Genomic DNA, 14,140 nt, shown 5'->3' on the forward strand with positions numbered 1-14,140 from the left:
GTCTAGCGACGTTCGCCGTTCATCCGGCGTCCACAGATACAAGGGAGGTAAACCTATGGCGGTACCCACCAAGTCAGAGGCAGGTCGGCGTGAGGGGACGGTCATCCAACTGACCGCCAAGGACTTCAAAGGCAAGGTCAACCCGGACTGGTGCCCGGGCTGTGGGGACTTCGGCGTTCTCAACAGCGTCCAGCGGGCCGTGGCCGAGTTGGGCCTGCGCCCCCACGAGATCCTGACCGTGAGCGGCATCGGCTGTTCTTCCAACTTCCCCGGCTTCTTCAATGCCTACGGCATGCACACCCTGCATGGTCGGGCTCTGGCCGTGGCCACCGGTGCCAAGCTGGCCAACCACGAGCTGACCGTCATCGTCACCGGCGGGGATGGCGATGGCTATGGCATCGGCGGCAACCACTTCATGCACGCCGCCCGCCGCAATATCGACCTGACCTACATCGTCATGAACAATCAGATCTACGGCCTGACCACGGGGCAGCTTTCACCCACCAGCCGGGAAGGGATGAAGACCAAGAGCTCGCCCTTTGGCAGTGTGGAATTGCCCATCAACCCGCTGCTGATCTCCATCATGGCCGGCGCGACCTTCGTGGCCCGGGGCTTCAGCGGCGATGGCAAACACCTGGTGGAGCTGATCAAACAGGCCATCCAGCATCGGGGCTTTGCCCACATCGACGTCTTCAGCCCCTGCGTGACCTTCAACCACGACAACACCTACCCCTTCTTCCGGGAGCGGGTCAAGCGGCTGGAGGACGAAGGCCACGACCCCAGCGACTGGAAGGCTGCCTGTGAGAAGGCCATGGTCTGGGGCGATACCATCTACACCGGTCTCTTCTTCCGTTCGGAAGGGCGTGCTACCCTGGAAGAGAAGGAGCCGGTGCTGGCCCAGGGCGGTCCCCTGGCCTATCGCCCCCTGGGGCTGAGCCAGGAACAGGCCCAGAAGCTCCTCCAGCGCATGATGTAGCACCCCATCCCTGGGGGCGAGGTCAATCCACGCGGGTACGAGGGGCAGGCGGACCGCCGTCTGCCCCTTGGCTTGTTCCCACCCCTCGCGCTGTTTATAATGGGCGGGTAGATCCGCGCTTGACCTACCCGGAACACACCCAGGATACACTTGAGGAAATCCATCATGGCTCGATATGTGGTTGGTAAAGTGAGTGAGCTCCCGCCGGGCAGCCGCAAGATTGTGGACGCGGGCGGCCGCTCCATCGGCGTCTTCAATGTGCATGGAACCTTTTACGCCATCCGCAACCTTTGTCCCCACCAGTTCGCCCCTCTGTGCCGGGGCATCATCACCGGCACCACCCTGCCCAGCCAGCCCGGCCAGTACATCTGGGCCCGGGATGGCGAGATCATCCGCTGCCCCTGGCACGGCTGGGAGTTCGACATCACCACCGGCCGTTCGGTTTTCAACCCCCACAAGATGCGGGTCAAAACCTACGAGGTGACCGTGGAACGGGAGGCCGCCCCGTCGGAAGATGAGGACGAGTCGGTGGAGACCTACCCGGTGACGGTTGAGGATGGTACCGTCATCCTCCATGCCTGAGTGGCGGACCAAGACATCCGCGCATAATCTGGTCATGCCTCCTTCACAAATTCTTCACAGACGCGAGTTACCCTGGTGGTAGATGGAACAAGGATGGCTCGTGTACAGATTATGTGAACACTTGTGGGATGGAGGTAGACCCATGAAACGCCAAACGAAGCTTTTCTTCACCCTGACCGGGCTCCTGCTGGCACTGGTATTGCTGTTGGGTGTGGCGGGCACAGCGTTCGCCCATGCCGGTGACACGCCAGGAACCACTGGCAACAACGGCCAGTCGCACCTGCAGCAGATGCAGGAATGGATGGGCCCCCAGGCCTGGGGACAGATGATCCAGCACATGACCCAGGTCCACGGTCCAGAGGCCACCGGTCAGATGTTGCAGCAAATGAACGAGGGTGGCCCATGCCACGGGGCCGGTCCCATGGGCTGGATGGGCGGCATGATGGGTGGTTTTGGCCGCTGACTCGGGAAGGCGAATCTGGACAGGCCTCCGGGACCATCGGAACCACCGGGGGCCTTTGGGTCGTTCGTCGTTTAGAACCACGGGGGCACTCCCTGACGGCCAGACCAGGGGTTGCCTCCTTCGTGCTCGAGTTGTTCAACTCAAGCTGTTCAACCAAGGAGAAACATCATGGGTAAAGACTATGGATTGCGGGCCAGCCTTCATGTGCCCTATGAGGAGGCGATTCCGCGGGTGACCGAGGCGCTCAAGGAGGAAGGCTTCGGGGTATTGACCGAAATCGACGTCCGGGCTACCCTCAAGAAGAAGCTGGACGTGGACTACAAGCCCTACATCATCCTGGGGGCCTGCAACCCACACCTGGCCTACCAGGGATTGCAGGCCGAACCGGAGTTGGGGTTGCTCTTGCCGTGCAACGTCATCGTCTACGACAACGGCGACGGCACCAGCACCGTCAGCATTGTGGACCCCATCCAGATGTTAGGCGTGGTGGAAAATCCCCAGCTGGAGCCCATCGCCCAGGAGGCGGACCGCCGGCTGCGGCGGGTGCTGGACCACCTGACGGAAAAGGTTTCGCCCTAACAAATCCCGGCAGCGCCGGCGCGTCCTGGCGACGGCCACGCCGCTATTCTTCCACATATGGACTTTGCCTGGCGGTACGGCGCCTGCTGTACCGCCAGATCGCGCCGGCCAGGATCAGGAGCAGCGTCACCAGCCCCGCCCACCACAGGACGATCCCTGCCGCCTGACGTACCACCTCCCCCAGGCCCAGGGTGGGAATGACCGGTGGTGCGGCCGGCAGCTCCAACAGCCCGGCCAGGATCAGGACCAGGCCGCCCACCCAGGTCCATAACCTCCGGTGTCGCCGGGCTACTTGCTGGAACGAGCGGTACAGCCGATCCGAGGTGGCGGCCCCCAACACCGGCAGGGTCATCCCGAGCCCAAACGCCAGGAGAGATCCGGTGCCGGTGGCCAGGTCGCCCCGGAAAATCGTGTGTCCCAGCAGGGCAAAGAAGAGCGGGCTCGCACAGGTGGGGACGTCCAGGCCCACCAGCACACCCAGCCCCAAAGTGACGCCCCGTCGGTTTTCCAGCCACCGGCCAGGCGTCAGGGCAGGCCATGGTAGCGGTCGGTACAGGTTCACGATAAAAAGGAGCCCCAGCCCAATCAGTAAGAGGTCGATGACCTGCTGATAGCGATGGGTGATCAGGCCGCTGTGCCCGGCCACCAGGCTCAGCAGGGCGCCCAACAGGGCCAGAAAGATGGCCCGGACCGCGGCAAACTGGGCCAGGGTGGTCAGCCGCTTCCGGCGAGGCTCCCCGTGAACGTAGGCCAGCAGCAGGCCGTTGACCGCAAACGCGCACGGCGTGAACGCCGCCAGTATCCCCAATCCCAGCGCCAGTCCGATCCATCCATCTGCCATGGCTTACTGCGCCTCCTCCAGCGCCAGGTTTTCAATGATATGGCACAGGCAACTCTTGTTGGCCAGCACTTCCAGGGGAATGGCTTCCGCCTGGCGACGTAGTGTTTCCAACTCCTTCTGCAATCGGCGTAGATCGGCAATTTGTCGTTCCACCTGTTGGATCTTGCTGGCAATCAGGGACAACACATACGGACAGGGGGCCTCGTTGCGATCCCGCAGGGCGAGGATCTCCCGGATCTCATCCAGGCCGAAGCCCAGGGTACGCGCCCGTCGGATGAAGTCGATCCGTTCAATCTCCTCCGCCGTGTATTGACGGTATCCGTTGGGACCGCGTCGGGGCTCGGGCAGCAGGCCGATGCTTTCGTAGTATCGAATCGTCTTGGGGCTGAGATCGACCTGGCGGGCGACCTGGCCGATCTGCCAGGATTGGCTCATGGGTTCCTCCTCTTTCGGATTCCTTGTAGTGGTTCCTTGTATGGACTCTTCTTCACAAGCTCAGCTCTGGCTCGATGACGCCTGGAAAAAACCGTGTCGGTTTTAGTCGGTTGAAGCGCTCCCATCGCTCTGTAGGGCGGTCTGCCAACCCATCCAGCCCAGCCGCTCCTGGATGGCGGCCAGGGAGATCTGGGCCGTATCCACCGTGACGACGATCCGTTGGGTCCGGTGGTCGGCCGTGACCTCCTGGACACCGGGCAGCCGTAGCAGGCCGCGCTGCACCGCGTTCTCGCAGCCGGCACAGTGCAGACGTTGTTCGCCGATGACTTTCAGCTCAGCGGTCAATACCGCTGTGGGTTGACTCTCCATCCAATCGGTCTCCTTCCCATGAATTCATCGTGACAGTGCCCGGTCAGCGGTGGCCCCCGGGCCAGGTGACGAAGGGCATGTTGACCACCACCCCCGTGGCTTCCAGGGTGACCTGTCCGGCTGCGGCAGCGTCCAGCACCTGGGCCGCGTCGGTGAGCACCCGCGGCCGGGCCTCCGGCTGCCAGGTGACCAGCACGATCTCCCGCAGGGGCCGGTACTCTGGCGTGCCCGGCGGCCCGTCGAAGACGTCGGGTTGGTAGTCCAGGGGCCCGCCGCCCCGCACGCCGTTGGTGAAGACATAGACCCGGCCCCGCAACGCCGGCGGTGTCTGGGCCAGGGCCGGCACCACCAGCACCGGCGAGCCCACCATGTCCGTCAGCACCTGCGCGATCTCGGCATCCGAAGCCTCGGTGTGGATAAACCGGATCTCCTGCCCGGCCGCATAGCCCACCACCGTCGGGATGGTCGGCTGGGTGAGGGGGAGCCGCCCCCGATAGGCCAGGACGAAACCGGCCATCAGGACCGCGATGAGCGCCGTGACCACCAGATTACGTCCCATGTTTCACCTCCACAGGCAAGCGGCCAGGCATCCAGCGGCCAGGTTTGGGCGCGCCGGGGAGCAGCCAGCCGCCGAATGAATTGAGCAGGACGGTGGTCACGCTGGCGACCATGGCGATCATGGCCCAGACGGGGTGGACCAGGCCGGTGGTGGCCAGGGGGACGCCGATGCCGTTGAAGGCAAAGGCCAGGGCCAGGTTTTGCACCGTCTTGCGGTAGGCGGCCCGGCCGATGGTGTAGGTGTCCACCACCGCCTGGAGTCGTTCGCCCACGATCACCACATCGGCGGCTTCGATGGCGATGTCGGCCCCGGCGCCGATGGCGATCCCCACGTCGGCCTGCATCAGGGCCGGCGCGTCGTTGATGCCGTCCCCCACCATGGCCACACAGAAACCCTGCTGCTGGAATTCCCGGATCACAGCGGATTTCTCCTGGGGCAGCACTTCGGCCCGATACTGGCCAATGCCCAGCCGGGCCGCCACCGCCTGGGCCGTCCGCCGGTTGTCCCCCGTGAGCAACACCGGTTGCAGCCCGGCCTCCCGGAGCCGGGCCACCGCCTGGACGGCATCGGGCTTGAGCTCGTCTGCCAGGGCCAGGAGGCCGGCCACCTGGCCGTCCACCGCGACCAGGACCACGGTCTGTCCCCTGGTCTGTTGGCGCTCCAGCGCTGCTGCCAGGGTGGCGGGCGAGGCTCCCGCCGCCTCCGCCACGAAGCGGGGGTTGCCCACCACCACCTGGCGACCATCCACCAGGGCCCGGGCGCCCCGGCCGGGGAGGGCCTGGAACCCGGTGGCAGCGGGCATGGAGAGGCCCCGTTCTTGTGCGGCTGTCACCACCGCCCGGGCCAGGGGGTGTTCGGAAGCCTGTTCCGCGGCCGCGGCCAGGCGCAACACCGCCTCTTCCTCCCAGCCCGGTGCCGGTACTACAGCCGTCACCGCCGGCCGCCCCTGGGTCAGGGTGCCGGTCTTGTCCAGAACCACGTGGGTCAGGTTTTTCAGGGTCTGGAAGGCCGTCCCGGCCCGAATGAGGATACCCCGCGCCGCCGCCATGCCGCCACCCCGGATGAGGGCCAGGGGCGTGGCCATGCCCAGGGCACAGGGGTAGCCCATGACCAGCACCGCCATGGTAGCAAAGAGGCCCCGGGTCCAGCGAGGCTCGCCGGTGAGCCACCACGCACCCAGGCCCCAACCCAGCAATGCCCCCACGGCCAGGACCACCACCACCGGCACATAGACCAGAAGGATGCGGTCCACCAGCGCCAGGATGCTGGGTTTCAGGGCCCGGGCCTCCTCCACGTGGCGGGCCACCTGTTGCAGGAAACTCTCCTCGCCCACCCGGGTCACCCGCACCAGCAAGGTGCCCGTCTGGTTGACCGAGCCGCCGATCACCGGGTCGCCCACCGACCGGGCCACCGGCATGGACTCGCCCGTCACCAGGCTTTCGTCCACATCGGACTGCCCCTCCACCACTTCCCCGTCCACCGGGATGGACTCACCGGGGCGGATGCGCACCCAATCGCCCGGCCGGACCTCCTCCACCGGCACTTCCTCTTCCCGTCCCTCCCGGACCACCCGGGCGGTGGGTGGGGCCAGGGCCAGCAGCGCGCGGACGGCCTGGGAGCTGCGGGTGCGGACCAGCAAGGAGACATAGCCCGAGAGCAAGTGGTAGGTGGTGACGAAGATCGCCACGCCGAAGAAATCGGGCATGGGAAAGCTGGGATGGTTGAAGCCCAGAAAGCCCCCAATGAGGCCGGCAAAGGCGCCCAGCTCCAGCAAGACGTGCTGGTTGAGGATCCCCCGGCGCATGGAAGCCCAGGCCATGGCCAGGATGGGCCAGCCCGGTCCGAAGACGGTGGCCAGGGCCAGGGTGGGCATGAGCCAGCTCAACAGTGGCCAGCTGGTCGCCATGGTCACCAGGCCGGCCCACATGGCGACCATGAAGCCACCGGCCACCAGGCTGAAGGCGGCGGCCAGCAGCAGATCCTGGCGCAGACGCCGCAATTGGGCCTCTTCTTCCTCCGGTGTGGGCCCTTCCCGGGCGTCCCGGACGGTGTAGCCCAGGTCAAGCAGGGTGGTGCGCAGGCGATGGGCCGTAATCCGGCTGGGGTCGTAGCGCACCAGCGCCTCCTCATGGGCCAGGTTCACGTGGGCACTGTAGACGCCGTCCATCCGCTCCAGCGCGCGGGTGATGCTGTTGACGCAAAAGGAACACGCCATGCCGCCCACCTTAATCTGGAGTCGGGCTGCGTCGTCTCTGTTGGACCAGGCATCGGGCGCGTTCAGATGGGCCAATGTCCTGTTATGGGTCCAGTCAGCGCTTCTTTGCCCTTGTGTCATTGCACAAAACCTCCGGGCTATCGTGGCTCTGAGTACGGTCTGGCGTCAATACCACGGCAGAAATTCGGCGGCATTGCCTCTGGTGGAAACTATCGGCGAATTTCTGCCGGGATTTACTGAGGAGGATTGTAAACCTTCCAGTTGCTGGAAAGTCAAGGCCCAAAATTGGGCAAGACAAAGCGGACTGATACGGATTACACCGCACCTGAGGATGCTCCCTCCGCATATGGCCAGCTATCGGGAAGGACTGAATCTGTGCACTATCTTTGCAGATCCGCCCCATCGATTTCACAGCCGCCCCCCATATCCGTGGCGTCCGCTCTGCGCGGATGGCGGCTCCTGTCGTAGGTGCGGTCTCCGGCCGCACGGTGGTGCCCGGAAGGGCGTCCGTTCCCGTAGGGGCGGGCCGCCGTGCCCGCCCGCTGTCGCTGTTGAACCGGCCACCCACGGCGGGCCAGAGACCCGCCCTACGCACATGTTGCACCCAATCCGGACAGGTGCAGGGACGGCAACGGCTGCACAGCGACGGGGTCGGCATCTGAGGATACCGACCCCGCGTCGCGATGGTTGGCCAGTGGCGGAGTGAGCATCCTCAGATGCGGTGTAATCCGTGAGATCTGTGGCTGAAAATACAGTGCAAAGATAGTGTCCGTGCCCATCTGGGGCATCCGTGGCTCGAATCAAATCTGCAAAGGGAGTGGCTGCTGTGGTAGACTGGTAACAGTGACAAAAACACTGCAGAGAACGCCCGGACATGCGCACCGCCATTCAGGAGTTTTTCGCTTACAACCAGCTCATCATCCTGTTCATCTACGGACAGGTTTTTTTCGTGCTGGGCTTGGTGATCGCCTTGCAATCCTGGCGCCACAGTCGCCTGGCCCTGGCCCGTATCCTGCCCTGGCTGGCCGCCTTTGGCCTCATTCACGGCCTGCATGAGTGGGGGGACGTATTTATCCCCATCCAGGCCCAATATCTGCCTCCGCCGTTCGTCGAGCTGTTGTGGAGTGCCCGGCTCCTGGTGCTGGCCCTTTCCTTTTTCTGTCTTTTCCAGTTCGGGGTGGAAAGCCTGCGCCCCTTGCCAGGTCGTTGGCGCTATGCCCGCTACCTGCCTGGCGCCATCTTGCTCCTCTGGCTCTTCTGGATCTATGTCCCGGCCCTGGCCTTTGCCGATGACCTGGTCGCATGGCGCCGCCAGGGGGACATCCTGGCCCGCTACACCATGGGCTTTCCGGGCGGGTTGCTGGCTGCCTATGGCCTGCGCCGACACGCCCACCTGGTTCTCGCCCCCCTCAACCTGACCCGAATCGTGCGCATGTTGCGTCTGGCCGGGCTGGCCCTGCTGGGCTATGCGTTCTTCGCCGGGCTGGTTGGGCCGGCAGCACCCTTTTTCCCCGCCAACTGGATCAACCAGGAACAACTGCAGGCCTGGACCCTGATCCCGGTGCAGCTATACCGCGGCCTGCTGGGGCTCGTCATGGCTGTGGCCATGATGCGGGCCCTGGAGGTCTTTCGCATGGAGATGGACCGCCGGATCCGGGAGCTGGAGGAAGAGCAGCTCCTGCTGGCCGAACGGGAACGCATCGGCCGGGAGCTGCATGACAGCACCCTCCAGACCATCTACGGGGCCGGCCTGCTCCTGGGCACCGTGCAACGGGCCCTGGAACGTCTGGATGCCCAGCCCCAGGTCGCTTCCATTCGGGAGGCGGTCGCCCAGAGCATGGCCCTCCTGGATCAGGCTGTGGCCGACATCCGGCGCCATATCGGCCAGCTGCGTCCCCAACCCACCGGCCAGAGCCTCACCGCCGGCCTCCAGGAAATGGTGACTGCTTCCCCTGTCCGGTCTCTGGCGGAGGTGGAGCTGCAACTGGCGCTGCCGGCTGAATTGCCCCTGGCCCCTGGCCAGGTGACCCACCTCCTGGCCATCGTCAACGAGGCCCTGAGCAACGTGGCTCGCCACGCCCAGGCGACCCATGTCTCCATCCAGGCCCGGGTGGCGGGGGAGCGCCTGCTGCTGACCATCGAGGACGACGGCGTGGGACTACCGGCGGACCTGGTGGCCGGCTATGGCCTCAACAACATGCGAGAACGGGCCCGGTTGCTGGGGGGCGACATGCGCCTGCACAGTGCGCCGGGCCAGGGAACCCAGGTCCATGTGGACATCCCCATAGGAGTTGCTTGTGAAACGAATACGCCTGTTGTTGGTGGATGATCATCAGGTGGTGCGGTTGGGGCTGCGGGCCCTGCTGGACGGTGAGCCGGATCTGGAAGTAGTGGCCGAAGCGAGCAGCGCCGCCGAGGCCATCCAGCGCTGCCAACAGTTCCAGCCGGACGTTGTTCTCATGGATATCCGCCTGCCCGATCGCACCGGCATCGAAGCCTGCCGGGAGATCCGTCGGCATTGTCCTGGGGTCCAGGTGCTGATGTTGACCTCCTATGGGGACGACGAGCTGGTGCGGGAGGCCATCGCCGCGGGCGCCGCCGGCTATGTGCTCAAGCAGGTGAGCACCGACGAGCTACTGCGGGCGGTGCGGGCTGTGGCCCAGGGGGATGCCGTGCTGGACCCCAAAGTGACCCGTCAGGTGTTGGCCCGGGTGCAGCAGGCAGAGGCGGACGCCCACAGCGCCGCCTTCCGGGATCTCAGCGAGCGGGAACTTCAGGTGTTGGCCCGGGTGGCCGAGGGCAAGAGCAACACCGAAATCGCGGAGGAACTGTTCCTGAGCCCCATCACCGTCCGCAACCATGTGAGCACCATCCTGCAGAAGCTGGGGCTCTCCAATCGCATCGAGGCGGCAACCTACGCGGTGCGCCATCACATCGAAAACGTGGTGGACACTTCCCGGTCAGACTCGTGACAGGGCCCGGAGGTCAGCCGGCCAGCCACTGGTAGATGGGGGGAAAGGTGAGCAGGAGCCCCAGGGCCAGCAGCCAGCCTGCCCAGAGGGCGATGCGGCCCAGAGGAACGTCCCGTTCTCGCCATCGTCGGTGGAGCAGCCACCAGCTGGCCAGCCAGATCAGGGTGGTGGCCAGGGTGCGCCCGCTCAGGGAGCCAGCCGGCGGGTACCAGTTCAGCAGGTGATCCGCCTGGGGAAGCCGGGCGGCAATGACGGTCAGGATGCCCAGGGTGGCGCTGGCCACAGCGCCGGCCAGGATGGCGGCCGCTGCCGGGCCTCTGGCCAGCCGTTTCTCCGGCTCTCGCATGGTTTTCCCTCCCGTCCACCTCAGAGCAGGGGCATCAGCTTGGTGAGCAAGGAGCCCAACAGGCCGGCGATTCCTGCCGCCAAGAAGGAGATGCCGAAGATGGCCAGGGTGATCTGGCGCAGGAAGTCATCCTCGCCCAGTTGGGGCCCATACTGGACGGTGATGGCTGCCGCCACGGTGGCCAGGATGGCCGCCAGCCACCCCATGTGCTCCTTCCACGCCATTCCATACACGTGCCACACAGCCAGCTCTTCCTGGGTCAGCAGGTAGGTGCGGGAAACCAGGTAGCGGGGCATCCCGGCCCACGTCGGGTCCCGATACCAGGGGTAGAGGATGAAGGTGCCGCTGATGGTCATCAGCCAGACCACCAGCGCCGTGATCCAGGTGCCTGCCGAGAGGCGTCGCAGATGGGGCTGGAGCTCCGAATCGGTTCGCCACCCATCCCGGAGCCCGTAGCTGTAAATCCCCAGTAGCCCTGCCACGGCAGCAATCAGGAAAATCCCGCCCAGGACGACGCCGTGGACCAGGCTCCACAGCGCCCGGGCACTGAACGCCCATCCTTCCATGGCCTCCTCCTTCCCGTCCACGAGTCCAGCGCAGAAACCACAGATTGGTCCCCCACCCCACTTTGCCTTGAGATCGGGAACGGCGTGGAGCATCTCCACGCCGTTCCCATCGTGTTGAATTGAGCAGGCTATGCCTGGCTGTCACCCGCCCTGGACCACTTCGGCGATGTGGCCGAAGAAGCCGGCGAACCCGGTGACGAAGGCGGCCAGAGCCATCACTGCCAGGACCAGGGCCCCTGCGTAGGCCAGGGTCCGCCGGGTGGAGTCCTTGGCATAGGCGAAGGGCAGCATCCCGATGCTGGCCAGGCCGGCCGCCAGCCACAGGACAAAGGTCACCGGCGGGTTACGGGTCAGGCCAAAGGTGATGACCGCCCGGGCACCCTGGATGAGGTAGAGCCCCAACAGGACCGAGGGCCAGGCCAGGGCCCGCAGGTCCAGGCCGCTGTAGAGATAGAAGCCGGCGGCCAGCAGCATGAACGAGAACAGGCCCGTGGTCACGCCGAACAGTTCCGTGTAGTGGCCGGCGGGGAACCCTGCCCAGTCCGACCAGATGAGCTGGACGAACCCACCCAGCGAGAAGAGCCCGATGAGGAAGAACAGGGCGCCGAACTCCTTGCGGATCTCCGGGGTTTCCTTCCCCTGGGCCACGTAGAGCATGTATGCGGCACCGGCCGCGCCGGCCGCTGTCACCAACCCCAGAATGAGAATCAGCGGATTGTGCGAACTCAACCCAGACATTGTACCCTCCTTTGAGCCGATATGGCTTGCAATGGTTGACTTTGATGCTTCTCAGCGAGAACAATCCGAGTCCATATCTTTCTGTCAGGTCGTTCACGCTGTATCGATTTTTCACCCATAGAATAGCCCGGAGCGGCTCCAAAAGACAGGTGCAGTTGAACCAATCTGAGGGGTTCAACCGCACCCTGGGGCTGGGTAGAGGAATAGACGGTGGAGGGAAAATACGGAGCGTTACGATACCATGTAACTGATGTCGGACGCGGCCGTGGGGTAGGCATAGATCTGCTCCCGCAAGGCAGACGCCGGCAGCTCCTGACGCATGGCCAGGGCAAACAGGTTGATCACTTCGTCGGCCTCTGGACCCAGCAGGTGAGCCCCCAGGATCCGCTCGCTGTCCTCCTCCAGGAGCACTTTGAAGCCCGTCTCCTTGAGCTTGACCCGACGAGAAGAATACCAGCTCGAGGTATCCTCCTGTTTCACCTGGAAGCGATGCCCCTGGGCCCGTGCCGCGGGCTCTGTCAGGCCGACGCCGGCCAGAGGCGGTATGGTAAAGACAACGGACGGGATGCCCTGGTACCGGGGCGTGTGGCGGTTGCCCTCCAGGAGGTTGCGGGCTACAATGCCCCCTTCCATGCCGGCCACAGGCGTCAACGGCGGCCCGCTGGCCGCAGCGTCGCCTGCGGCATAGACAGCCGGGTTGGAGACGCTCTGCAGGTATTCGTTGACCGTTACCCCCCGGCGCTCCCATGCCACGCCCGCAGCATCCAGGTTCAGGTCGTCAATTTCGGCCACACGACCTGCCCCGTGGACCACCAGATCGGCCTGAAAAGTCCGCTCTGTGCCTTCCTGGCGGACCAGAACCACGTATTCATCACCCCGTTTCTCAATGGCCTGCACTTCGCTGTGGAGGTGGATCTCCATGCCCTGGTTCCGGCTGGACGCCACGAGCCGGGCCACCAGATCCGGCTCGAATCCCTTGAGCGGTTGCTCTCCCCGCTGGAGAATGCGGACCGCGGCGCCGGCCCGGGCAGCCACATGGGCGAATTCGAAGGAAATATAGCCGCCGCCCACGAAGATGATTCGTGGAGGCAGGTGTTCCAGCGCCAGGAAGTCGGTACTGGTGGCCAGATGCTCCTCCCCGGGAATGCCCAGGGTGGCCGGGCGGGCGCCTGCCGCGATAACCACATGACGCCCCTGGAGCGTCTCACCGCCCACCTGCACGGCTGTCTCATCCACAAAGCGGGCCTGTCCCTGGAAGGGCTCGATGCCCGCTTTGCGGAAGCTCTGCAGCCGGTTGGCCGGGACTGGATCGGTGAAGGTGCGTTTGAACCGCATCAGGGCCGGCCAGTCCAGGTGAATGTCCGACGTAAAGATGCCTTCCGTCTGCAGGCGGCGTACCCAATCGGCGGCGTGGGCAGCGCCCACCAGCACCTTCTTGGGGTCGCACCCCCGCAGGGCACAGGTTCCGCCAAACGGGCGCGAATCCACGATGGCAACTGACCATCCGGCCTGGCGGCACCGGTGGGCGACGGTCGAGCCGGCCGAGCCGGTGCCGATGACGATGAGATCAAAGGACTGGGACATGATGCCTCCCTTCTGGGCAATCCGGCGTGGCCGTCGCAGTCGAGGGGGCTGAGCCCTTCTGCACGCTCAGAACGGACAACGGCCCTCACCGGCATCGTCGGTCTCTGGGAAGCATTATACCATTCCACTTTGCTCAGGTCCGTTCGATACTGCTCCCCCCTGGTTCGAACCATCCAATGTCAGGGGTGCACGATCACCAGGGTTGCGTTCTCCTCGGTCGGCTTGAACCAGCCCCGCTCCCCGTTCCACTGGGGAAAGGCCCACTCGAAGAGCCACTGGGCGTCCTCGTTGGTCATGTTCACACAGCCCCGGCTCATGGGCTGGCCGAAATTGTTGTGCCAGTAGGTGCCGTGGAAGGCATAATCCTGATAGAAGTACTGGACCCACTGCACGTCCTTGAGATAGTAATAGGTGCCCGCCGCCCGGTTGCCGCCGGACATGTCCTGGATCGGTGTCCGGATCCACATGCGAAATTCACCGGTGACCGTCGGCGTGCCCGGCAGGCCTGTGGACACCACGAAGGTGTTCACCCGTCGGTCCCCTTCATAGGCGTAGACCTTCTGCTCGCTCAGGTCCACCTCGATCCATTTTTCACCCTTGACCCGGGCCGCCTGGACCGCAGGCGAGGTCGCCGGGTCCGGCGCGTCCATCAAGCCCCGCACCGAGGGGGCTTCTCCAGATGGGAACCCGTCCGCCCCGGTGCGGAAGGTGGATGCCGGCGGCCGGATCAAGGGCCGGGAAAAGGGCAACGGCGGCAGGTTGTCGAGCTGTGCCGGACTTTGCATCGACGCTGGGGGGATCTGGCGTGCATGTTGGGCGTGAACAGCCAGCGGTGTCCACCCCAGCCCCAAGAGCAGGCCGGAGCCCACCATCCAGCAGAGGATGCGAACCCGCCAGAGGAACAGCTTGTCCATG

16 protein-coding genes are annotated in these 14,140 nt (G+C 65.0%); 6 read left to right on the forward strand and 10 right to left on the reverse strand.

The annotated features are described in order from the left end of the window. Positions 1 to 55: 55 nt before the first annotated feature. The 4 genes from FKZ61_RS07560 to FKZ61_RS07575 all read left to right on the forward strand — a co-directional run bounded on the left by FKZ61_RS07560 (position 56) and on the right by FKZ61_RS07575 (position 2,600). Positions 56 to 976: a 2-oxoacid:ferredoxin oxidoreductase subunit beta gene (locus tag FKZ61_RS07560; RefSeq protein ID WP_211358457.1), complete on the forward strand. Its 921-nt coding sequence runs from the start codon at positions 56 to 58 to the stop codon at positions 974 to 976. Between the two features lie 165 nt (positions 977 to 1,141). Beyond that, on the forward strand, positions 1,142 to 1,558 hold the full coding sequence (locus FKZ61_RS07565; protein WP_141609477.1) for a Rieske (2Fe-2S) protein: 417 nt from the start codon (positions 1,142 to 1,144) through the stop codon (positions 1,556 to 1,558). Positions 1,559 to 1,700: 142 nt separating this feature from the next. Further along, positions 1,701 to 2,021 (forward strand): hypothetical protein, encoded by a 321-nt coding sequence (locus tag FKZ61_RS07570; protein WP_141609478.1) that lies wholly within the window; start codon positions 1,701 to 1,703, stop codon positions 2,019 to 2,021. 168 nt (positions 2,022 to 2,189) lie between these two features. Then, positions 2,190 to 2,600, forward strand: a complete 411-nt coding sequence (locus FKZ61_RS07575; RefSeq protein ID WP_141609479.1) for a DUF302 domain-containing protein — start codon at positions 2,190 to 2,192, stop codon at positions 2,598 to 2,600. 43 nt (positions 2,601 to 2,643) lie between these two features. Here FKZ61_RS07575 and FKZ61_RS07580 read toward each other — a convergent pair whose 3' ends face one another. The 5 genes from FKZ61_RS07580 to FKZ61_RS07600 all read right to left on the reverse strand — a co-directional run bounded on the left by FKZ61_RS07580 (position 2,644) and on the right by FKZ61_RS07600 (position 7,139). Further along, the gene (locus FKZ61_RS07580; protein WP_141609480.1) at positions 2,644 to 3,441 is read right to left on the reverse strand and encodes a cytochrome c biogenesis protein CcdA; all 798 of its coding nucleotides are present in this window, start codon (positions 3,439 to 3,441) and stop codon (positions 2,644 to 2,646) included. A gap of 3 nt (positions 3,442 to 3,444) precedes the next feature. Beyond that, positions 3,445 to 3,876: a heavy metal-responsive transcriptional regulator gene (locus FKZ61_RS07585; protein WP_141609481.1), complete on the reverse strand. Its 432-nt coding sequence runs from the start codon at positions 3,874 to 3,876 to the stop codon at positions 3,445 to 3,447. 102 nt (positions 3,877 to 3,978) lie between these two features. Further along, positions 3,979 to 4,245, reverse strand: a complete 267-nt coding sequence (locus FKZ61_RS07590; RefSeq protein WP_141609482.1) for a heavy-metal-associated domain-containing protein — start codon at positions 4,243 to 4,245, stop codon at positions 3,979 to 3,981. A 43-nt stretch (positions 4,246 to 4,288) separates the two neighbouring features. After that, positions 4,289 to 4,804, reverse strand: coding sequence for a DUF7482 domain-containing protein (locus FKZ61_RS07595; protein ID WP_141609483.1), 516 nt, complete (start codon positions 4,802 to 4,804; stop codon positions 4,289 to 4,291). Then, positions 4,794 to 7,139, reverse strand: coding sequence for a heavy metal translocating P-type ATPase (locus tag FKZ61_RS07600; RefSeq protein ID WP_141609484.1), 2,346 nt, complete (start codon positions 7,137 to 7,139; stop codon positions 4,794 to 4,796). Before FKZ61_RS07600 ends, FKZ61_RS07595 begins: the two co-directional genes overlap by 11 nt. A 754-nt stretch (positions 7,140 to 7,893) precedes the next feature. Between FKZ61_RS07600 and FKZ61_RS07605 the strand changes: the two genes are divergently transcribed. Together FKZ61_RS07605 and FKZ61_RS07610 are read left to right on the forward strand one after the other, a co-directional pair. Further along, positions 7,894 to 9,348 carry a sensor histidine kinase gene (locus FKZ61_RS07605; RefSeq protein WP_141609485.1) on the forward strand — a complete coding sequence of 485 codons (1,455 nt, stop codon included), beginning with the start codon at positions 7,894 to 7,896 and terminating at the stop codon, positions 9,346 to 9,348. After that, on the forward strand, positions 9,317 to 9,991 hold the full coding sequence (locus tag FKZ61_RS07610) for a response regulator (RefSeq protein WP_141609486.1): 675 nt from the start codon (positions 9,317 to 9,319) through the stop codon (positions 9,989 to 9,991). Before FKZ61_RS07605 ends, FKZ61_RS07610 begins: the two co-directional genes overlap by 32 nt. A 13-nt stretch (positions 9,992 to 10,004) precedes the next feature. Here FKZ61_RS07610 and FKZ61_RS07615 read toward each other — a convergent pair whose 3' ends face one another. From FKZ61_RS07615 to FKZ61_RS07635, 5 genes are all read right to left on the reverse strand, one after another. Further along, entirely contained in the window at positions 10,005 to 10,337 is a 333-nt protein-coding gene (locus tag FKZ61_RS07615; protein WP_141609487.1) for a hypothetical protein, read from the reverse strand. Between the two features lie 20 nt (positions 10,338 to 10,357). Beyond that, positions 10,358 to 10,903: a hypothetical protein gene (locus FKZ61_RS07620; protein ID WP_141609488.1), complete on the reverse strand. Its 546-nt coding sequence runs from the start codon at positions 10,901 to 10,903 to the stop codon at positions 10,358 to 10,360. Between the two features lie 141 nt (positions 10,904 to 11,044). Next, a complete protein-coding gene (locus FKZ61_RS07625; RefSeq protein ID WP_229964179.1) occupies positions 11,045 to 11,641 on the reverse strand; it encodes a DUF981 domain-containing protein in 597 nt (198 codons plus the stop codon). 231 nt (positions 11,642 to 11,872) lie between these two features. Further along, complete coding sequence (locus FKZ61_RS07630) at positions 11,873 to 13,225, reverse strand: dihydrolipoyl dehydrogenase family protein (RefSeq protein WP_141609489.1); 1,353 nt, start codon at positions 13,223 to 13,225, stop codon at positions 11,873 to 11,875. Positions 13,226 to 13,404: 179 nt separating this feature from the next. Further along, positions 13,405 to 14,139, reverse strand: a complete 735-nt coding sequence (locus FKZ61_RS07635; protein ID WP_170199404.1) for a L,D-transpeptidase family protein — start codon at positions 14,137 to 14,139, stop codon at positions 13,405 to 13,407. Position 14,140 lies beyond the last annotated feature (1 nt).

The organism is Litorilinea aerophila (assembly GCF_006569185.2).
GTDB classification, from domain to species: domain Bacteria; phylum Chloroflexota; class Anaerolineae; order Caldilineales; family Caldilineaceae; genus Litorilinea; species Litorilinea aerophila.